Consider the following 19,103-nt stretch of genomic DNA (forward strand, 5'->3'; position numbering starts at 1 on the left):
GTTCCTTCGGGGCGAGTTCAGGACGAGAGACGGATGCCGAGTTCCCGGGCGAGCGCGACGGCACGGGGGTCCGCCCCGCCCGGCCACGGGCCGCGCGCGATCGTCCACGCGAAGGCGAGGCCGGTGTCGGGGTCGACGCAGGCCAGCGCGCCGGCCGCGCCATCGTGGCCGAACGCACGTGGCCCGCCGAACGCGAGCTGCTGCGACGGCTTCTGGAACACGATCGCGTGCGCCCGGTCCTGCTGGTGCAGCACCTCGTCGTAGCCGCGGATCTGCTGCTGGCCGATCTCGGCGACGGTGTCCGCGCCGAGGAAGGGCTCGGCGCCGTCGACGCCCGTGACGGCCGCGGCGAACAGCCGCGCGAGGCCGCGGGCGGTCCCGGTGCCCGAGCCGGCGGGATGGCCGTACTCCCAGCTGCGTCGCGAGTTGGCGAGGTCGACCTCGCCGCCCATCGAGCCGAAGACGACCGGGCCGAGCGCCGAGAAGGTCGGGGTGGAGGTGTCGGAGACCGGCTTGATCATCGGCAGCACGTCGACGCGGCGCGACTCGTGCTCGGCGGGGAGGCCGAGGAAGAAGTCGATGCCGTACGGGGTACGGATCTCCTGCTCGTAGAACTCGTGAAGCGTCCGGCCGGTCACCCGGAAGACGAGCTCGTCGCCGAGGTTCCCGATCGTGATGGCGTGATAGCCGAACGCGCTTCCGGGGTACCAGTACGGCCGGCTCGCCGCCAGGCGCTCCGCCGCCGCGTGGTGGTCGAGCAGCTCGTCCCAGCTGAGCGCGGGGTCCGCCTGCGGGAGGCCCGCCTGGTGCGACAGTAGTTGCCGCACGGTGACGTGCTGCTTGCCCTTCGCCGCGAACTCGGGCCAGTAGGTCGCGACGCGCTCGTCGAGGTCGAGCTCGCCCCGCTCGACGAGCAGGCCGATCGAGAGGCCGATCGTGTTCTTCGTGACCGAGTAGGGCACGATGACCGAGTCCTCGGCCATGTGCGGCCCGCCCCACGCGTCGAGCACGGGGTGCCCGTCGTGGAAAGCCGCGACCTGGAACGACAGGTCGGGGTCGGCGGCGAGCAGTCCGTCGAGGCGGGTGACGACCTCCTCCAGGCGCTCGTCGGCGCGTCCCTTCAGACCGGCGGTGCCGAGCGCCTTCACGCGACGCTCCAGTCGATCGACAGCGGAAGGTCGGCCACCGAGGCGCCGGCGCGGAGCGTGAAGGCGCCGGGCTCGACGACCCACTCGCCCGCCCAGTGCGCGAGGCGGCGCGCCGGAACGGGGACCGACGCGGTGACGGTCTCACCGGGTGCGGCGTGCACCGTCGCGAATCCGACGAGCCAGCGCTCGGGGCGCTCCACCGCGGACTCCGCGCGCTCGGCATACACCTGCACCACCTGTTTGCCGGCACGGTCGCCGGTGTTCGCGAGCGTCACCTCGACCGTGTCGCCGATGCGCTGCGCGGCACCCCACGACCACGTCGTGTACCCGAGGCCGTGGCCGAACGGGAACGCGGGCTCGGCATCGGCCTTCAGCCACGCGCGGTAGCCGATGTGCAGGCCCTCGCGATAGTCGAGGCGGCCGTCGGTCGGAACGACCTCGGTCACCGGAACGTCGGCGAGGGCGACCGGCCACGTCGTGGGGAGGCGCCCGCCGGGCTCGGCGGCTCCCGTGAGCACGTCGGCCATCGCGTGCCCGAACTCCTGTCCCCCGAAATACCCCTGCACGACGGCCGCGACCTCGTCCGCCCACGGCAGCACGACCGGCGAACCGGCGTTGACCACGACGATCGTCGGGGTTCCGGTGGCGGCGACGGCGCGCACGAGGTCGTCCTGGCGGCCCGGAAGGTCGAGGCTGGTGCGGTCGTAGCCCTCCGACTCGACCTTCGAGTTCGTGCCCACGACGACGATCGCGACCTCGGATACCGCGGCCTCCGCGACCGCGCGGGCGATGAGCTCGTCGGGGTCGGTGCGCTCGGGGGCGATGCCCAGCGTCGCGCTGAGGGCGCCCGACAGCGCGCCGTGGCTCTCGCGCGTGAACTCCACGCGGACCGCGGTCTCGCGACCGGCCTCGACGGCGACCGTGGCGGTGATCGACGGCGGGTTGAGGAACGCCGCACCCAGGTCGGTGCCCTCGATGACGGGGGCGTCATCGAGGACGAGACGCTCGTCGACGTACAGCCTGCCCGGGTTCGCGCCGGCGAAGCCGAGCTCGATCTCGCCCGACTCGGCGGGCGTGTACACCGTCTCGAACACCACCGTGGCGCTCGCCGAGATCGGGGCGTCGCCGCCGAACCAGACCAGCGCCGTGGAGCGGCGGTTCTCGGCGAAGAGCTCGGTGCCGTCGGCGTCGAAGAACGCGACGCGGATGCCGGCCTCACCCGTCGCCGGGTTGGTCAGCTGTGCGAGCGGGATCTCGGCGACCCCCTCCTGCACGACCGCGCCGATCTCGAAGTTCACCTCGGCCGCCGGCACCGCGGCGCGGATCGCCTCGAGCGGCGAGACCACGGACTCGGGGATCACGGTGGCGCTGCCGCCGCCCTGCGTGCGTGCCTCGCGGGCGTTCTGCCCGATGACGGCGACGCGGCCGAGGGACGCGGCATCCAACGGCAGGACACCCTCGTTGCGCAGCAGCACCGTGCCCTCGATGGCGGCGTCGCGCGCGAACGCGGGACCGTCGAGCGGAGCGGGCTCGATCGGGGTCGAGTCACCGAGGGCGCCGACGCGCTCGGCGAGCAGCAGCAGGCGCAGCACCTTGCGGTCGAGGTCGGCCTCGTCCACCCGGCCGTCGCGGACCGCGTCGACGAGATCGGCCCACGCGGGAGCGGGACCGGGCATCGCGAGGTCCTGAGCGGCCGGCACGGAGCCGAGCGAACGGACGGCGGTCCAGTCGCTGATCACGACGCCGTCGAAGCCCCACTCCGAGTTGAGCGGCGTCTCGAGCAGGTCGTTCTCGGTCATCGTGACGCCGTCGACCGCGTTGTAGGCGCTCATGATGGTCCAGGCGCCGGCCTCGACGGCGCGCTCGAACGGCGCGAGGTACAGCTCGCGCAGCGCGCGCTCGTCGACGCGGACGTCGACGGTGAAGCGGTCGGTCTCGGCGTCGTTGGCGACGTAGTGCTTGGGCGTCGCGGCGACGCCGTTGTCCTGCAGGCCCCGCACGTACGCGGCGGCGAGCTCGGCGCTCAGTTCGGGATCCTCGCTGAAGCACTCGAAGTGCCGGCCGCCGAGCGGCGAGCGGTGCAGGTTGATCGTCGGTCCGAGGACGACGTCGACACCCTTGCGACGGGCTTCGGATGCTGCGGCCGCCCCGTAGCGGTAGGCCAGGTCGACGTCCCACGACGCGGCGAGCGCCGATCCCGACGGCAGGTTGAGCGACGGCTCGCGCTCGTCCCAGCGAGGACCGCGGACGCCGGCCGGGCCGTCCGACAGCGTCATCGCGCGAAGGCCGATCTCGGGCACGGGGACGGTCGTCCAGAAGTCGGCGCCCTGCACGAGGGCCGCCTTCTGCTCGAGGGTGAGGCGCTCGAGCAGCGGCACGAGGTGCAGCACCGACTCGGGGTGCGTGGAGGTGGCGGTCTCGGTCATCGGGGGAGTTTCCGTTCTCGGAAGGAGGGTCAGAGGGGAGGATGCCGCGGCCCGGCCCTTGCAGGCCGGGCCGCAGCATCCGTCGCGTCAGAGGACGCCGGCGGCCGCCTCGGCGTCGAGGAGCGCGCGCCGGGCGACGCGGCGCTCCTCCTGCTTGTCGGGGTCGGGCACGGGCGCGGCCATGAAGAGCCGCTGGGTGTAGGGGTGCTCGGGCGCGGAGGTCACCCGGTCGCCGTCGCCGGTCTCGACGATCTCGCCGCGGTACATCACCGCCACGCGGTGGCTGATGTGGCGCACCACCGCGAGGTCGTGCGTGACGAAGAGGTAGGCGACGCCGGTGCGGTTCTGGATGTCGATGAAGAGGTCCAGCACGCGCGCCTGGGTCGACAGGTCGAGCGCCGACACCGGCTCGTCGCACACGATGAGCCGCGGCTCCAGGGCGAGCGCACGCGCGATCGCGACGCGCTGGCGTTGACCGCCCGAGAACTCGCGGGGCAGGCGACCGCGCGCGTCGGCGGGAAGCCCCACCTGATCGAGCAGGTCGCGCACCCGCGACTTCGCCTCGCTCGACGAGACGCCCGCCGCGGTGAGCGGCTCGGTGAGGATCTGCTCGATCGTCATCGACGGGTTCAGCGACGAGTACGGGTCCTGGAAGACGACCTGGATCTCGGAGCTGAGCGCGCGGCGCTCCTGGCGCTTGAGGTGCGAGATGTCCTTGCCGTCGTAGACGATCGACCCCTCGGTCACCGGCGCGAGGCCGAGCGCCGCGCGGCCGAGAGTGGTCTTGCCCGACCCGGACTCGCCGACGAGGCCGACCGTCTCACCCGGCAGGATGTCGAGCGAGACGCCCTTCAGGGCCCGGAACGGCTGGGCGCGGAAGCCCTTGCCCGGGTACTCGACGACGAGGTCCTTGATGTCCAGCAGCGGAGTGCTCATGCCCGTGCTCCCTTCATGACGAGCGGACCGCGGGCGGGACCCTCGTCGAGGATCGCGTCCAGCAGCGCCTGCGTGTACGGGTGCTGCGCGTCGTTGAAGATCGCGCGCACCGGGCCCTGCTCGACGAACCGGCCGCTCTGCATGACGGTCACCCGGTCGCACAGGTCGGCGACGACGCCGAAGTTGTGCGTCACCAGGAGCATCGCCATGTGACGTTCGGCCTGCAGGTCGCGCAGCAGCTCGAGCACCTCGGCCTGCACCGTGACGTCGAGGGCCGTGGTCGGCTCGTCGGCGATGATGAGGTCGGGGTCGGTCGACACGGCGCCCGCGATGAGCACGCGCTGCGCCATGCCGCCCGAGACCTCGAACGGGTACGCGTCGAACGTGCGCTTCGGGTTGGGGATGCCGACCCGCGCGAGCAGCTCGAGCGAGCGGTCGGTAGCCGCCTTCTTCGAGAGCCCGAGGTTCTTGCGCAGCGGCTCGACCAGCTGGCTGCCGATCGTGAACGACGGGTCGAGGTTCGACATCGGCTCCTGCGGGATGTATCCGATGCGCTTGCCGCGCAGGCCCGCATACGTGCGGTCATCGCCGTCGGCGATCTCGGTGCCCTCGTACAGGATCGAGCCGCCGGTGACGTGGCCGCCGCGGGGGAGCAGGCCCAGCACGGCGAACGCGGTCTGCGTCTTCCCCGAGCCGGACTCGCCGATGAGACCGTGCACCTCGCCCTTGCGGATGTCGAGCGAGACGCCGTGGACGACCTCGATGTGCGAGCCGTCGGGCTGGTCGTAGCCGACGTGCAGGTCGCGGACGTCGAGCACCTTCTCGGTCGCCTTGCTGCGCGCGTCGCCCTTGTGGACGATGACGCCGTCGGTCTCGAAGATCGGCGGCTCGTCGAGGTCGACGACGTCGCCTCCGCTGAGTCCCACCGACGTCGTGACGGCGGCCACCGAGCCGGTCGCGGTCGCGACCGCGCGGCGCCGCTTGCGCCGCACCGACACGGTGCGCTCGATCTCGTCGCGCATCACATTGGCCAGGAGCGTCAGCGCGATGCAGGTGAGGGCGATCGCGAGCGACGGCCAGAGCATCAGGAGCGGCTCCTTGTAGATGTTCTTGAAGCCGTCGTTGAGCATCTGGCCCCACGTGGGCACGGCGATGTCGCCGAGGCCCAGGAACTCGAGGCCCGACTGGATCGCGATGGCGATGCCGGCGATGATCGCCGACTGGATGATGATCGGAGCCCGCACCACCGAGAGCACGTGGCGGCCGATGATGCGCGTGTCGCTGAGGCCCGACACGCGGGCCGCATCGACGTAGAGCTCGGTGCGCACGGCGGTCACCGAGGCGTACACCAGTCGGTAGAACGCCGGTGCCAGCAGGATGCCGAAGATGAACATCGAGATCCACACCGACGGGCCGAGGACGGCACGCGCGGCGAGCAGCACCACGATGCCGGGCAGCGCCATGTTGAGCTCGGTGACCCACGTGGCCGCGTTGTTGAACCAGCCCTGGTAATAGCCGGCGATGAGACCGCTGATCACGCCGAGGATCACCGCGACGACGAGGGCGAGCAAGGCGGCCAGGACGGTGGTCTGGGTGGCCACCAGGAGCCGCGAGAACACGTCGCGGCCGCTGCCGTCGGTGCCGAGGAGGTGTTCTGCACTCGGCGAGGCGAGCACGTTGCGGATGTCGGCGTAGTTCGGGTCCTGCGGGGCGATCCACGGCCCGATGACCGCGATCAGGCCGAGGAACGCGAGGAAGATCAGCGAGGCGAGGCCGATCGGCCGGCGCACCAGACGGCGCCAGAGCGAGACGCGTACCGGTGCGACCGGCACGTCGAGGGGGACGTCGATGGCGGTCATGAGAGGCGCACCTTCGGGTTCAGCGCCGCCTGGGCGAGGTCGATGAGGAGGTTCACGATGACGACGATGATCGCGAAGGCGATCACGACGCCCATGACGACGGGGATGTCGCCGAGGGTGGTCGCGCGGACGGTGAGCTGGCCCATGCCGGGGATGGCGAAGACCTGCTCGACGATCACCGCCCCGCCGAGGAGCCCGATGAACTGCACGGCGAGGACCGCCAGAGCGGGGCCGCCGGCGTTGCGGAGCACGTGGCGGTACACGACCGAGTTCGTGCTGAGGCCGCGCGAGCGGAGGGTGCGGACGTAGTCCCGCGACATCGCGTCGATGACCGAGCCGCGGACCTGCTGCGACACCGCCGCGATCGCGCCGATCGACAGCGCCACGATGGGCAGGGTCACGGACGAGAGCCAGCCCGACACCGAGGTGGTCAGGGGCACGTAGCCGGTCGCCTTGAACCAGCCCAGGTTGATCGCGAACACGAGCACGAGGCCCAGCGCGATGAGGAAGCCGGGGATGGCGAAGCCGATGAGCGCGATCACCTGGACGCTGCCGTCGACCCAGCCGCCGCGACGGGCGGCGAGGATGCCGAGGACGACCGCGACGATCGCCGAGACGAGGGTCGCGCCGATCACGATCGCGAGGGTGACCGCCAGGCGGTTGCTGACGCTCGTCGAGACCAGCTCGCCGGTGAACCAGCTGCGACCGAGGTTGCCCGTCAGGGCGCCGGTGACCCAGTTCCAGTACTGCTGGAGCAGCGGCTGATCCAGCCCGAGCTGCTCGGTCTTCTTGGCGACCGTCTCGACGGTGGCGTTCTCGCCGAGGATGCGGCGGGCGATGTCGCCGCCCGCGGCGTAGAGGAGGACGAACGCGAGGAACGAGATCACCGCGATGAGGATGACGCCCGACAGTACGCGCCGGAGGATGAATGCAAGCATGTCGCTTTCCCGTGGGTGGTGTCTCCCCGCCCGCCCGCGGTGTGCGGGCGGGCGGGGAGAGGATTCAGTTCTTCGGCGAGAAGTCGAAGATCGACGGGTAGGCGTTGGTGGGCCAGAACTCGAGGTTCGTGTTCGCGTCGGTCGCGTACGTGCCCTGGACCCGGAAGAACGGCGCGAACCAGGCCTGCTCGACCAGGTAGGCGTTGAGGTCCTTCGTGGCCTGGTCGGCCTCGTCCTTCGTGCCCATCTGGATCGTCGAGATGTACTCGTCGACCTGCGGGTCCTGCGAGTGGAACGGGTTGAACGTGGCCTCGGGAGCGATCATGAAGTTGATCAGCTGCCAGTCCGGGTTCTGCTCGAGCGCCATCCACGTCGCCGGGTACTTCGGGGCGAGCATGTCGGTGATGAAGTTGCCCGTACCGGGGTCGGTGTAGTTCACCGTGATCCCGATGTCGGCGAGCTGCTGTGCGACCAGGTCGAACGTGGTCTGGAACGCCGGGGTCGACATCATGTCGATCGAGAACCCGTCGGGGTAGCCGGCCTCGGCGAGGAGCTTCTTGGCACCTTCGGGGTCGTACTCGTAGGTGCTGTCGAGCGCCTCGTCGTAGCCGACCGACGTTGCAGGGAAGACCTGCTCGGTGACGGTTCCGTAGCCTGCCTGCAGCGCCTTCAGCAGCGCCTCGCGGTCGAACGCCATGTTGATCGCCTGACGTACCTTGACGTCGGCGAGCTCGGGCGCCATCGTGCCGGCGCGGTCGAACAGCAGCAGGCCCTGGAAGTCGAGCTCGTTGGACTCGATCGTCCAGCCGGACGCCTCGATCTCGGGGATCGTGTCGTTGTTCACGATCTTCGCGCCGTTGGCCTCGCCGGCCTTGAGGGCGTTGAGCGTCGCGGTCGGGTCCTCGATGACGTTGATCGTCAGGTTGTCGTACTTGACGGCATCCGGGTTCCAGTAGTCCGGGTTGGCCGTGTAGACGTACGTGGTTCCCGTGACGGTCGCCGCGGTGTCGAGCACGTACGGGCCGGAGCCGATGGGCTCCGTGGCCGAGTCGGGGTCGTCGAAGGTGGACGGCGCCTGGATGAGACCGGGGGCGATCGAGAGCATGTTGACGAGAGACGGGTCGGGCGCGTCCTGCGTGATGGTCACGGTGGTGGCGTCGACGGCGGCGAACTCCTTGCCGGCCAGCGTCGCGGCCTGCGGCGACGTGCCGTCGCGGAAGCGCTCGAGGCTCGCCACCACGGCGTCGGCGTCGAGCTTGGTGCCGTCGGTGAACTCGACGTCGTCGCGGAGCGTCAGCGTCAGCACGGTGTTGTCTTCGTTGTACTCCCACTTCGTGGCGAGCCAGGGCTCGATCTCACCGTCGGAGTTCTTCTGCAGCAGCGTGTCGAACACGGCCTGGAAGAACGGGCTGCGGTTGCCGTACTCCGCTCCCTGTCCGATGTCGTAGCTCGTGGGCCCGATGATCGCAGTGAGCGTGAGCCGGTCTGCTCGGCCGGAGTCGCTTGCGCCCGACCCGTCGTCCCCGGCACCGGCGCAGCCGGTGAGGGCGAGAGCGGCGATCGCGATGGTGGCTGCTGTGGCCTTCCAACGGAACATCCTTGGTCCCTTCATCTGTGGTGATGCCCCTGCGGATCACCATCTGGCGGGAGACGCTAACAGCAATTTCTAGTGGACGCTAGGTTTTTGACATTAAAAACTAGCGAGCATTAGGAATTCGTTATACAACGGAAGGGAAGGACCCCGACGGGCGCCGATGGAGGCGACCGGGATGACCCCGGGGATACGGTGTGACGATGACCGAGACCACTTCCGCCGCACGAAAGGCAGGGACCGCTCCCACGAGGACGCGCAAGCCCCGCGGCGAATACGCCAAGTCGAAGGAGACGCGCACCGCGATCCTCGATGCCGCCCTCGAGGTGTTCTCCCAGTCCGGTTACCGTGCCGGTTCACTGCGCGAGGTGGCCGAGCGGGTCGGGATGAGCGAGGCGGGACTGCTGCACCACTTCCGCAGCAAGAGCGCGCTACTGCTCGCACTCCTTGACCACCGCGACAACCTGTCGCGTGCCCGCGTCGACTTCGATATCCCGGACGGCGTCGAGGCGCTGCGCGCGCTGGCCGAGCTGGCGCGGTTCAATGCCGCGCAGCCCGGCATCGTCGAGCTGTACACCACGCTGTCCGCCGAGGCGACGGCCCCGTCCCACCCTGCACACGACTACTTCGTCAACCGCTACCAGTACGTCCGCACCAGCGTGACAGGCTCCTTCGAGCGCGCCGCCGCCGCCGGGCGTCTCGTCGACGGGGTCGATCCGGGCCGCGCGGCCGTGGCGACGATCGCGCTGATGGACGGCCTGCAGGTGCAGTGGCTGCTCGATCCGGAATCGACCGACATGGCCGAGGCGCTGCACGAGGTCTTCCGGAGCCTGATCCGGGGGTACGACCTCGTCTCGATCGAGAACGCGCTGGACGCGCTGGACGCGCCGCCGGAGCGCGCCGAACCGGAAGCGGTGGAGCGGACCGAGGATCCCGCATGATCCGCGAGCCCTTCCTCGACGACTGGACCGCCGGCCCGAAGCTCGGCGCCTTCGAGGCGCCCACACCCGAGTCCGCGCCGCGGCCGGTGCGGCTGCCGCACGACGCCATGCGAGACCTGCCCCGCTCGGCCGATACCGACCAGGGCGTGCACTCCGGCTACGTGCCGGGCGGCGTCTTCGAGTACGCGAAGACCTTCGACGTGCCGGACGACTGGCGCGACAAGACGGTGCGCCTGGAGTTCGAAGGGGTGTACCGCGACGCCGTCGTCTTCCTGAACGGCGATGCGGTCGTGCACGAGGCCAACGGCTACAACGCGTTCGAGGCCGTCCTCGACCCGTACCTGCGCTACGGCGAGCCCAACCGCGTCACGGTCGAGGCCCGCGCGCACCGCGACAGCCGGTGGTATTCCGCTGCGCGCATCTATCGCCCCGTGCACCTCGTGGTCGCGGATCCGGTGCACCTCCCGCTCGACGGCACGCGCGTCACCACGACCGACATCGACGCCGACCACGCCGTCCTGCGCATCGCGACGACGGTCCGCAACGGCTCGCGGCACACCCGCACCCTGCGGCTCTCGTGGACGGTGGTGGCGCCGGACGGCGCCGACGTCGCGAGCGGCGACGCGCCGGTCACGGTGCACCCCGGCGCACACGCCGTCGCACGGGTGCGGCTCACGGTCGACGCCCCCGCGCTGTGGAGCGAACGGTCGCCCTCGCTGTACCGGGTGCGCACATCACTCGCCGGCGAGGACGGAGACGTGATCGACACGGATGCTGCGTCCTTCGGCATCCGCCGCCTGCAGGTCGATGCGGCGCGGGGTCTTCGGATCAACGGCGAGACGGTGAAGCTCCGCGGCGCCTGCGTGCACCACGACAACGGCGCGCTCGGCGCGGCGACGTTCGCTGACGCCGAGGACCGGCGGGTGCGGCTGCTCAAGGCCGCGGGGTTCAACGCCCTTCGCAGCGCCCACAATCCGATGAGCCGCGCGATGCTCGAGGCGTGCGACCGGCACGGGGTGTTCGTCATGGACGAGCTGACCGACTCGTGGACGCATTCGAAGGTCGCGTTCGCGGGTGCGCCCGGCTTCGCGAAGCGGTGGCACCACGACCTTGACGCCCTCGTGGCGAAGGACTTCAACCACCCCAGCGTCATCATGTACTCGATCGGGAATGAGATCCTCGAGCTCGCCACTCCGGCGGGGTCCGCGTGGAGCCGCCGCCTCGCCGAGGGCGTCCGCGAGCGCGACGACACGCGGCTCGTGACGAACGGCATCAACGGGATCATCGCGAACCTCGACCGCATGGCCGAGGCGGCCGGCGATGCCGGGGCCGAGGCATCCGATCCCAACACGATGATGGCCACGATGGGCGACATGATGGCGCAGGCCAATGCGTCCGAACTCGTGACGACATCGACCGAGGAGTCGGCGTCGGTGCTCGACGTCGTCGGCTTCAACTACGCCGAGTCCCGGTACGAGCTCGACCGCGAGCTGTTCCCGAATCGCGTGATCGTCGGGTCCGAGACCTTCCCGTCACGCATCGAGAAGATGTGGGAGCTCGTCGAGCGGCTCGACCACGTCATCGGCGACTTCACCTGGACCGGGTGGGACTACCTCGGCGAGGCCGGCATCGGCCGCGTCGACTACACCGACGAGCCCGGCTACGACTTCACCGGCACCGCCGGGCCGTACCCGCACCTGCTGGCCGGGTGCGGCGACCTCGACATCACCGGCTTCCGCCGCCCGGTCTCGTACTACCGCGAGATCGTCTTCGGCCTCCGCGCCGAGCCGTACCTGGCGGTGCACCCGCCGCGGCACCACGGCCGTCCGACCGCGACGACGCCGTGGTCCTGGGACGACTCGGTGTCGTCGTGGACGTGGGATGCTGCGGCCGGCGCACCCGTCACCGTCGACGTGTACGCGCCCGCCGACGAGGTCGAGCTGCAGCTCGACGGCGTCTCGCTGGGCGTCGCCGAGGTCGGAGTGGAGAAGGCGTTCCGCGCGCGTTTCGAGACCGCGTACCGCCCGGGCGAGCTCGTCGCGATCGCGCGCCGCGGCGGTGCCGAGGTAGGGCGCGCGACGCTCCGCACCGCCGGTGACGTGGGGCTCGCAGCATCCGTCGAAGAACCGGAGATCTCGGCCGACGGGCTCGCATTCGTCGTGATCTCGCTGGCCGACGCGGACGGCGTCGTCGCCGTCGACGCCGACCGTCTCGTGACGGTGACGGTCGACGGTGATGCCGAGCTCGTCGGGCTCGGCACCGGCCGCATCCGCACCGAGGAGTCGTTCGCCGGCCCGTCCGTCACGACCTACGAGGGCCGCGCGCTCGCGATCGTGCGCCCCACCGGCCCCGGCCCCATCACGGTCACGGCGACCGCACCCGGCCTGGCCGCAGCATCCGTCTCGATCACCGTCCGCTGACAGGCAGGCGGGTCAGCTCGCGCGGGCGCGGGCGCGGATCTTGTCGTTCTCGTCCGTCGGGAGCACGCGGATCGGCGTCGTGGCGGCGACCTCGTCGCTGAATTCCTCGGGGGCGACGATCGTGAGCGGGCGCGTCTCGTCGAGGGTGAGGCGGAACCGCTTCTCTCCGTGGCGGTGCAGGCGTCCCGACCACAGCAGCCACGTCGCGCCGATCGCGAAGGCGACGAAGGCGGCGACGGCGCCCACGAGGATCGCCATGCGCGGGCCGAACTCGGCCGCGACCCACCCGACGATCGGCGCGCCGATCGGGGTGCCGCCCATCAGGATCGCCATGTACAGCGCCAGCACGCGGCCGCGCAGCATCGGGTCGGTGGTGGTCTGCACGTAGCCGTTGGCCGTCGTCATCATCGTGACCACTGCGAAGCCGGTGAACATCAGCGTGATCGCGTAGAGCCAGTACGTCGGCATGAACGCCGACACGACGGCGGCGACGCCGAACATGGCCGTGCCGATGATGAGCACGCGCAGCCGTGCGCGGTCGCGGCGGGCGGCGAGCAGCGCGCCCGCGACCGAGCCGATCGCGAGGATGGAGCTCAGCAGGCCGAATCCGTCGGCCTCCTTGCCGAACTCGACAGCCATCGTCGACGCGAGGATCGGGAAGTTCATGCCGAACGCGCCGATGAGGAAGACCATGGCGCACGTCACGATGAGGTCGGGACGGCCCGCGACGTACCGGAAGCCGTCGGCGAGGCGTGACGACTGCGGAGCCTTGACCCGTGGCACGAGCTCGTTCGTGCGGATCAGCACGAGCGCGGCGAGCATCGCGAGGAACGTCACCGCGTTGGCGACGAACACCCAGCCGGTGCCGATCGCGACGATGACGATGCCCGCGACCGCGGGGCCGATCATGCGGGCGCCGTTGAACGACGCGGCGTTCAGCGCGACCGCGTTCGAGGCGTTCTCACGGGCGACGAGGTCCGACACGAAGGCCTGGCGCGCCGGGTTGTCGAACGCGGCGACGACGCCGAGCGCGAGCGCGAACGCGTACATGATCGGCAGCGTCATCACGCCGGCGAAGATGAGCACGCCGATCGCGATGCCGAGCAGCAGCAGCAGGCTCTGCGTGATGAAGAGGAGCTTGCGGCGGTCGAAGCGGTCGGCGACGAGGCCCGTGACGCCGACGAGCAGCAGCGGCGGCGCGAACTGCAGCGCCATCGTGACGCCCATCGCCGCGGCATCGTTGGCGGTGAGCTCGGTGAGCACCACCCAGCTGATCGCCGTCGACTGCATCCACGCGCCGACGTTCGACACGAGCGCGCCGATGAACCAGACGCGGTAGTTGAAGGCCGAGAACGACCGGAACATCGCGCTCATCTGGCCGCCATCCGCTCCATGATCGCCGCGGCGGCGGCGAGGGTGTCGCGCTCCGCGGGCGTGAGCTCGGCGAGGGAGGTCTCGACCCACGCGTCGCGGCGGCGGGCGGTCTCTTCGACGACCGCGACGCCTTCGGGGGTGAGCGAGATGACGACCTTGCGGCCGTCGCGCTCGTCGGCGCCGCGCACGATGAAGCCCTCGTCCTGCAGGCAGTTGACCGTGCGGTTCATCGACGGGGCCGACACGCGCTCACGCTCGGCGAGTTCGCCGAGCGTGTGGGGGCCGTGGACCTTGAGGGCCGCCAGGACGCCGAACTGCCCGTCGCTCATCGAGTCGACGGCGCGCTGCGTGCGCATGCGTCGCGCGAGGCGGAACGTCGCGATACGAAGCTGCGAAGCGGCGGGGGAGAGGTCTGCGGGAGTTCCGGCCTCGGGGCCGGGGGGTGTATCTGAAGTCTCGTTGCTGCTCATCCGGTTAGTTAGCATAGCTCATTAGTCTTGCTAAACAAAGTCGAGGAGAACGGATGCTGCGCCCCGGCGTCGCGCGCCGGGCCGCAGCATCCCGGCCCCTAGACTTCTGCGCATGCCCGAGTACACCGACGCGTACGGCGTCACGATCGTCTACGACGTCCATCCGGCGAAGTCGGGACCGCGGGGTGTGGTGCAGCTCCTCCACGGCGTCGGGGAGCACGCCGGGCGCTACGCGGCACTGGTCGACGCCCTCACCGCCGACGGGGTCACGGTGTACGCCGACGACCACCGCGGCCACGGCCGCACCGGCATGGGCCAGCACAAGGGCGACACCTCGAAGCTCGGGCAGCTCGGCCCGGGCGGCCTTCGCGCCACCATCTCGGCGCTGTGGCAGTTCACGCAGCAGATCCGCGCTGAGAACCCCGACCTGCCGCTCGTGCTGCTGGGGCACTCGTGGGGCTCGTTCATGTCGCAGAAGCTCATCAACGACCACCCCGACGCCTACGACGCGCTGGTGCTGTCGGGCTCGTCGCTGCTGTGGCCGGGGTCGCTGAACTCCGGCGATCTCAACAAGCCGTGGAACGGCCCGGGGGCGACGGGCGTCGAGTGGCTGTCGTCCGACCCGAAGGTGGGGGAGGAGTTCCTCGCCGACGGTCTCACCACGCACGAGACGCTCCCCAAGCTCTTCGGCCCCGTCGACACCCTGCGCCTCATCGGCAAGCCCGCCAAGGACCTCGGCGTCGACATCCCGACCCTCCTCATGGTCGGCCGCGACGACACCGTCGGCGGTCCGCGGAGCGTCCACCGCCTGGCCGACGCGTACCGCACGCGGTCGGGCTTCACCGACGTGACGACGCTCGTCTACCCCGACGCCCGGCACGAGATCTTCAACGAGGTCATGCAGGCCGAGGTGCGCGCCGACCTGCTCGCGTGGCTCGACAAGCACATCGCGGACCGCTCCTGAGCTCGGCGGCGCCCACCGGATCGGCGCCGGCGCCCGCCGCGCGAATAGGCTGAAGTCCATGCACGGCGAATACAAGGTGCCCGGCGGCAAGCTCGTGGTCGTCGACCTCGAGGAGCGCGACGGGCGCATCGCGGACTTCCACCTCGCGGGGGACTTCTTCCTCGAACCCGACGACGCCCTCGCCGACATCGACGCCGCGGTCAACGGGCTGCCGATCGAGGCGGATGTCGCGACCATCGCCGCCGCCGTGCGCTCGGCGCTCCCCGAGGGGGCGCAGCTGCTCGGCTTCACGCCCGAGGCCGTCGGCACAGCGGTGCGCCGCGCCCTGGTCACCGCTCCCGGGTGGCGCGACTTCGACTGGGAGATCGTGCACGAGAAGCCGGTCTCTCCCCGCATGAACCTCGCGCTCGACGAGGTGCTCACCGGCCGCGTCGGCGACGGCCGCCGGCGCCCGACCCTGCGCATCTGGGAGTGGGACGAGAACGCCGTGGTGATCGGCTCGTTCCAGTCGCTGCGCAACGAGGTCGACCCCGACGGCGCGGCGGCGCACGGCTACGACGTCGTCCGCCGCATCTCGGGCGGCGGCGCCATGATGATGGGTGCCAACTCGATCGTCACGTACTCCCTGTACGTCCCGGCATCCCTCGTCGCCGGCCTGACCTTCGCCGATTCATACGCGTTCCTCGACGACTGGGTGCTGCAGGCGCTGCGCGCCCTCGGCATCGAGGCGACCTACCAGCCGCTCAACGACATCGCGTCTCCGCAGGGCAAGATCGGCGGCGCCGCGCAGAAGCGCCTCGCGAACGGGGGAGTGCTGCACCACGCGACCCTCAGCTACGACATGGACGGCGAGGTCATGACCGAGGTGCTGCGCATCGGCCGCGAGAAGCTGAGCGACAAGGGCACGACGTCGGCGGCCAAGCGCGTCGACCCGCTGCGTCGCCAGACGGGGCTGCCGCGCGAGGCGATCATCGCCAAGCTCGAGGAGACGTTCACGAACCTCTACGGCGCGGTCCCCGGGCACATCACCGACGACGAATACGCCGAGGCCGAGGCGCTCGTGACGTCGAAGTTCGCGACGGACGCATGGCTTCGCCGGGTCCCCTGATCGCGGCGACGGATGCTGCGCCTCCCGGTTCCGTCGAGATCCACCACGGCGACAACCTCGAGGTGATCGGCGCCCTCCCGGATGCCTCGTTCACGCTGATCTATCTCGACCCGCCCTTCAACACCGGCCGCCCGCAGGAGCGGTCCATCGAGACCGCGCGGTCCGCAGCATCCACCTCCCCGTCCGGAGAGGGGATCGTGCGCCGCGGGTTCCACGGGCGCGAGTACGAGCGGATCCGGGGCGACCTGCGCGCGTACGACGACCGGTTCGACGACTACTGGGGCTTCCTCGAGCCGCGGCTCGAGGAAGCGTGGCGGCTGCTCGCCGACGACGGCACCCTGTACCTCCACCTCGACTACCGCGAGGCGCACTACGCCAAGGTGCTGATGGACGCGCTGGTGGGGCGCGAGCGGTTCCTCAACGAGCTCATCTGGGCCTACGACTACGGTGCGAAGACGCGCAAGCGCTGGCCCACGAAGCACGACACGATCCTGGTGTACGTCAAGGACCCGAAGGCGTACTGGTTCGACTCGGAGGCCGTCGATCGCGAGCCCTACATGGCGCCCGGGCTCGTGACCCCAGAGAAGGCCGAGCGCGGCAAGCTCCCCACCGACGTCTGGTGGCACACCATCGTGCCGACGACTGGGCGCGAGAAGACCGGGTACCCGACGCAGAAGCCCGAGGGCGTCCTGCGGCGCATCGTGCAGGCGTCGTCGCGCCCCGGCGACCGCGTGCTCGACTTCTTCGCGGGCAGCGGCACCACCGGCGCCGTCGCGTCGGCGCTGGGCCGCGACGCCGTGCTCGTGGACCACAACCCCGCTGCGATCGCGGTGATGCGCGAGCGGATGCCGCATGCCCGGGTGTTCGGGATGGCCGCTGAGCAAACGCTTCCCTAGGCTGGGGGAATGCGCTTCGGAACCTTCATCCCCCAGGGCTGGCGATTCGACCTCGTCGGCATCGATCCTTCAGAGCACTGGGCGGTGATGAAGGGACTGGCGCAGCGAGCCGACGCCGGTCCGTGGGAGTCGCTCTGGGTCTACGACCACTTCCACACCACGCCGGTGCACTCCGACGAGGCGACGCACGAGGCGTGGACGCTCATGGCGGCCTTCGCGGCGTCGACCGACCGCATCCGTCTCGGCCAGATGTGCACCTGCATGGGCTACCGCAACCCCGCGTACCTCGCCAAGGTCGCCGCGACGGTCGACATCGTCTCGGGCGGACGCACCGAGATGGGCATCGGCGGCGGCTGGTACGAGCACGAGTGGGAGGCGTACGGCTACGGCTTCCCGCCGATTCCCGAGCGGCTCCGGATGCTGCGTGAGGGCGTCGACATCATGCAGCAGGCCTGGACGACCGGGCGTGCCACGCTCGACGGCAAGCACTACCAGGTGGACGGCGCGATCGTTCAGCCGCTGCCCCTCCAGGACGGCGGGATCCCGATCTGGGTCGCCGGCGGCGGCGAGAAGGTGACGCTCAAGATCGCGGCGAAGTACGCCTCGTACACGAACTTCTCCGGGTCGCTGGACGAGATCGACCGCAAGAGCGCGGTGCTGCGCGATCACTGCGACGCTCTCGGCCGCGACTTCGCCGAGATCACGCGGTCCTCGAACTTCAACACCATCCTCGGTTCGACCGAGGCCGAGGCGCGTGACCGCCTGGCCGCGGTCAAGGCGCGGCTGCTGCCGCACGTCGGCCAGGAGCGCGCCGATCGCATCGAGCACGAGTACCTCAACTCACCCGCGTTCGGCACCCCCGAGCAGGTCGCCGAGCGCCTCGCCGAGCGCGAGCGGCACGGCATCTCGTACGCGATCCACTACTTCCCCGAGGCCGCCTACGACCTGTCGGGCATCGAGCTGTTCGAGCGCGAGGTCGTCACCGCGCTGTCGTGACGCAGGCCGTGGTGTGAAAGCGGCGGGCTCAACCGCAGGTTCCCGACCGAATGGCGGGAGCAGGAGTCGATCGGGCCCGCTGCTTTGACACCGGGCCACGTCGCGCCCCTTCCTCCCCAACCTCGGAGTCCTCGGGATGCTCCACAGAACGGCGGGAGCGGCTAGGAACGGGACTGGTGTCCCGCCACACTCGCGTGGTGCCTTCCGTTCCTGCCCGCCCGACGCTGCGTCGCCGGCGCGACCTCCTGGCGGATGGGTGGACGGACCGCGGGTTGGCTCGCGCTGTCGCCGACGGACGCCTGCTCAAACCGAGGCCCAACGCCTACCTGCTGCCGGACACTCCTGTCGACGTTGTGGACGCCTGCAGGCTGGGCGGACGACTCGCGTGCGTGTCCGAGCTCGTGCGCCTCGGCGTCTTCGTGCTCGACGCCGACGGTCTTCACCTGCACCTGCATGACAACCGCGAGGGCGTCGCGACCCCGACCCGCCGCACACGGCGTCACTGGGATCGCCTTCGGCGCCCGCCTGCGCCCTGGTCGACATCGGTGGAGGCCTTCGACGCCGTGCTGCAGGCAGTGCGGTGCCAGCAGCCGAGAGCCGCTCTGGCGACGCTGGACTCCGCGTTGCACCTCCGGGTGCTGCGTCCAGACGATCTCGGCGAGCTGTTCGAGGCCCTGCCCCGCCGCCATCGCGTGCTCCGCCGGCTCATCGACGCGCGCGCGGAGTCCGGGCCGGAGTCGCTCATGCGCCTGATGCTCCGGTCGCTGCGAGCGTCCTTCGACGTCCAGGTCGAGATCGTCGGGGTCGGGCGCGTCGATTTCGTGGTGGACGGGTGGCTGATCGTCGAGTGCGACAGCCGAGGGTTCCATGCGACGTGGGAGGAGCAGCGGCGCGACCGCCGTCGTGACCAAGCGGCCGCTGCGCTGGGCTACGCGACGTACCGACCCATTGCGGAAGACATCATGTGGCATCCGGGAGAGGTCCGTGCGGCATTGGAGGGACTGCTGCGTGGTCGCTCCGCGCGTGCCCGGTGAAA

Annotated in this window: 15 protein-coding genes; 7 read left to right on the top strand and 8 right to left on the bottom strand. The window is 70.6% G+C overall.

Features of this window, described 5'->3' with window-relative positions; genetic code table 11:
- Nucleotides 1-17: 17 nt before the first annotated feature.
- The 6 genes from ACFC1I_RS20170 to ACFC1I_RS20195 all read right to left on the bottom strand — a co-directional run bounded on the left by ACFC1I_RS20170 (nucleotide 18) and on the right by ACFC1I_RS20195 (nucleotide 8,904).
- Nucleotides 18-1,148, bottom strand: a complete 1,131-nt coding sequence (locus ACFC1I_RS20170) for a serine hydrolase domain-containing protein (RefSeq protein WP_376013666.1) — start codon at nucleotides 1,146-1,148, stop codon at nucleotides 18-20.
- Nucleotides 1,145-3,574 carry a glycoside hydrolase family 3 protein gene (locus tag ACFC1I_RS20175; RefSeq protein WP_376013668.1) on the bottom strand — a complete coding sequence of 810 codons (2,430 nt, stop codon included), beginning with the start codon at nucleotides 3,572-3,574 and terminating at the stop codon, nucleotides 1,145-1,147. The genes ACFC1I_RS20170 and ACFC1I_RS20175 overlap by 4 nt, the downstream gene beginning before the upstream one ends.
- 87 nt (nucleotides 3,575-3,661) lie before the next feature.
- Nucleotides 3,662-4,510 (bottom strand): ATP-binding cassette domain-containing protein, encoded by an 849-nt coding sequence (locus tag ACFC1I_RS20180; RefSeq protein WP_376013670.1) that lies wholly within the window; start codon nucleotides 4,508-4,510, stop codon nucleotides 3,662-3,664.
- Complete coding sequence (locus ACFC1I_RS20185) at nucleotides 4,507-6,369, bottom strand: dipeptide/oligopeptide/nickel ABC transporter permease/ATP-binding protein (RefSeq protein WP_376013673.1); 1,863 nt, start codon at nucleotides 6,367-6,369, stop codon at nucleotides 4,507-4,509. Before ACFC1I_RS20185 ends, ACFC1I_RS20180 begins: the two co-directional genes overlap by 4 nt.
- On the bottom strand, nucleotides 6,366-7,307 hold the full coding sequence (locus ACFC1I_RS20190) for an ABC transporter permease (protein ID WP_376013676.1): 942 nt from the start codon (nucleotides 7,305-7,307) through the stop codon (nucleotides 6,366-6,368). Before ACFC1I_RS20190 ends, ACFC1I_RS20185 begins: the two co-directional genes overlap by 4 nt.
- A gap of 64 nt (nucleotides 7,308-7,371) precedes the next feature.
- Nucleotides 7,372-8,904 carry an ABC transporter substrate-binding protein gene (locus ACFC1I_RS20195; protein ID WP_376013678.1) on the bottom strand — a complete coding sequence of 511 codons (1,533 nt, stop codon included), beginning with the start codon at nucleotides 8,902-8,904 and terminating at the stop codon, nucleotides 7,372-7,374.
- 197 nt (nucleotides 8,905-9,101) lie between these two features.
- Here ACFC1I_RS20195 and ACFC1I_RS20200 point away from each other — a divergent pair, with 197 nt between their 5' ends.
- Together ACFC1I_RS20200 and ACFC1I_RS20205 are read left to right on the top strand one after the other, a co-directional pair.
- Complete coding sequence (locus ACFC1I_RS20200; protein WP_376013680.1) at nucleotides 9,102-9,839, top strand: TetR/AcrR family transcriptional regulator; 738 nt, start codon at nucleotides 9,102-9,104, stop codon at nucleotides 9,837-9,839.
- Nucleotides 9,836-12,259 carry a glycoside hydrolase family 2 TIM barrel-domain containing protein gene (locus ACFC1I_RS20205; protein ID WP_376013683.1) on the top strand — a complete coding sequence of 808 codons (2,424 nt, stop codon included), beginning with the start codon at nucleotides 9,836-9,838 and terminating at the stop codon, nucleotides 12,257-12,259. The genes ACFC1I_RS20200 and ACFC1I_RS20205 overlap by 4 nt, the downstream gene beginning before the upstream one ends.
- A gap of 12 nt (nucleotides 12,260-12,271) precedes the next feature.
- Here ACFC1I_RS20205 and ACFC1I_RS20210 read toward each other — a convergent pair whose 3' ends face one another.
- Together ACFC1I_RS20210 and ACFC1I_RS20215 are read right to left on the bottom strand one after the other, a co-directional pair.
- Complete coding sequence (locus ACFC1I_RS20210) at nucleotides 12,272-13,633, bottom strand: MFS transporter (RefSeq protein ID WP_376013685.1); 1,362 nt, start codon at nucleotides 13,631-13,633, stop codon at nucleotides 12,272-12,274.
- Nucleotides 13,630-14,103, bottom strand: a complete 474-nt coding sequence (locus tag ACFC1I_RS20215; RefSeq protein ID WP_376013688.1) for a MarR family winged helix-turn-helix transcriptional regulator — start codon at nucleotides 14,101-14,103, stop codon at nucleotides 13,630-13,632. The genes ACFC1I_RS20210 and ACFC1I_RS20215 overlap by 4 nt, the downstream gene beginning before the upstream one ends.
- Nucleotides 14,104-14,215: 112 nt before the next feature.
- On the opposite strand from ACFC1I_RS20215, the gene ACFC1I_RS20220 reads away from it, so the two are divergent.
- From ACFC1I_RS20220 to ACFC1I_RS20240, 5 genes are all read left to right on the top strand, one after another.
- Nucleotides 14,216-15,067 (top strand): alpha/beta hydrolase, encoded by an 852-nt coding sequence (locus ACFC1I_RS20220; protein ID WP_376013691.1) that lies wholly within the window; start codon nucleotides 14,216-14,218, stop codon nucleotides 15,065-15,067.
- A gap of 58 nt (nucleotides 15,068-15,125) precedes the next feature.
- Nucleotides 15,126-16,175: a biotin/lipoate A/B protein ligase family protein gene (locus tag ACFC1I_RS20225; RefSeq protein WP_376013694.1), complete on the top strand. Its 1,050-nt coding sequence runs from the start codon at nucleotides 15,126-15,128 to the stop codon at nucleotides 16,173-16,175.
- A complete protein-coding gene (locus ACFC1I_RS20230; protein ID WP_376013696.1) occupies nucleotides 16,154-17,071 on the top strand; it encodes a DNA-methyltransferase in 918 nt (305 codons plus the stop codon). The genes ACFC1I_RS20225 and ACFC1I_RS20230 overlap by 22 nt, the downstream gene beginning before the upstream one ends.
- 9 nt (nucleotides 17,072-17,080) lie before the next feature.
- Nucleotides 17,081-18,067: an LLM class F420-dependent oxidoreductase gene (locus ACFC1I_RS20235; RefSeq protein ID WP_376013699.1), complete on the top strand. Its 987-nt coding sequence runs from the start codon at nucleotides 17,081-17,083 to the stop codon at nucleotides 18,065-18,067.
- Nucleotides 18,068-18,264: 197 nt separating this feature from the next.
- Entirely contained in the window at nucleotides 18,265-19,101 is an 837-nt protein-coding gene (locus tag ACFC1I_RS20240) for a hypothetical protein (RefSeq protein ID WP_376013702.1), read from the top strand.
- Nucleotides 19,102-19,103: the final 2 nt, after the last annotated feature.

The organism is Microbacterium sp. NPDC056044 (assembly GCF_042267145.1).
Taxonomy (GTDB): Bacteria; Actinomycetota; Actinomycetes; order Actinomycetales; family Microbacteriaceae; genus Microbacterium.

Bases quoted from the DNA above. Each gene is read 5' to 3' on its own strand.
- ACFC1I_RS20175 (WP_376013668.1), bottom strand. From the start codon at position 3,574: ATGACCGAGACCGCCACCTCCACGCACCCCGAGTCGGTGCTGCACCTC.
- ACFC1I_RS20180 (WP_376013670.1), bottom strand. From the start codon at position 4,510: ATGAGCACTCCGCTGCTGGACATCAAGGACCTCGTCGTCGAGTACCCG.
- ACFC1I_RS20185 (WP_376013673.1), bottom strand. From the start codon at position 6,369: ATGACCGCCATCGACGTCCCCCTCGACGTGCCGGTCGCACCGGTACGC.
- ACFC1I_RS20190 (WP_376013676.1), bottom strand. From the start codon at position 7,307: ATGCTTGCATTCATCCTCCGGCGCGTACTGTCGGGCGTCATCCTCATC.
- ACFC1I_RS20195 (WP_376013678.1), bottom strand. From the start codon at position 8,904: ATGTTCCGTTGGAAGGCCACAGCAGCCACCATCGCGATCGCCGCTCTC.
- ACFC1I_RS20200 (WP_376013680.1), top strand. From the start codon at position 9,102: ATGACCGAGACCACTTCCGCCGCACGAAAGGCAGGGACCGCTCCCACG.
- ACFC1I_RS20205 (WP_376013683.1), top strand. From the start codon at position 9,836: ATGATCCGCGAGCCCTTCCTCGACGACTGGACCGCCGGCCCGAAGCTC.
- ACFC1I_RS20210 (WP_376013685.1), bottom strand. From the start codon at position 13,633: ATGAGCGCGATGTTCCGGTCGTTCTCGGCCTTCAACTACCGCGTCTGG.
- ACFC1I_RS20215 (WP_376013688.1), bottom strand. From the start codon at position 14,103: ATGAGCAGCAACGAGACTTCAGATACACCCCCCGGCCCCGAGGCCGGA.
- ACFC1I_RS20220 (WP_376013691.1), top strand. From the start codon at position 14,216: ATGCCCGAGTACACCGACGCGTACGGCGTCACGATCGTCTACGACGTC.
- ACFC1I_RS20225 (WP_376013694.1), top strand. From the start codon at position 15,126: ATGCACGGCGAATACAAGGTGCCCGGCGGCAAGCTCGTGGTCGTCGAC.
- ACFC1I_RS20230 (WP_376013696.1), top strand. From the start codon at position 16,154: ATGGCTTCGCCGGGTCCCCTGATCGCGGCGACGGATGCTGCGCCTCCC.
- ACFC1I_RS20235 (WP_376013699.1), top strand. From the start codon at position 17,081: ATGCGCTTCGGAACCTTCATCCCCCAGGGCTGGCGATTCGACCTCGTC.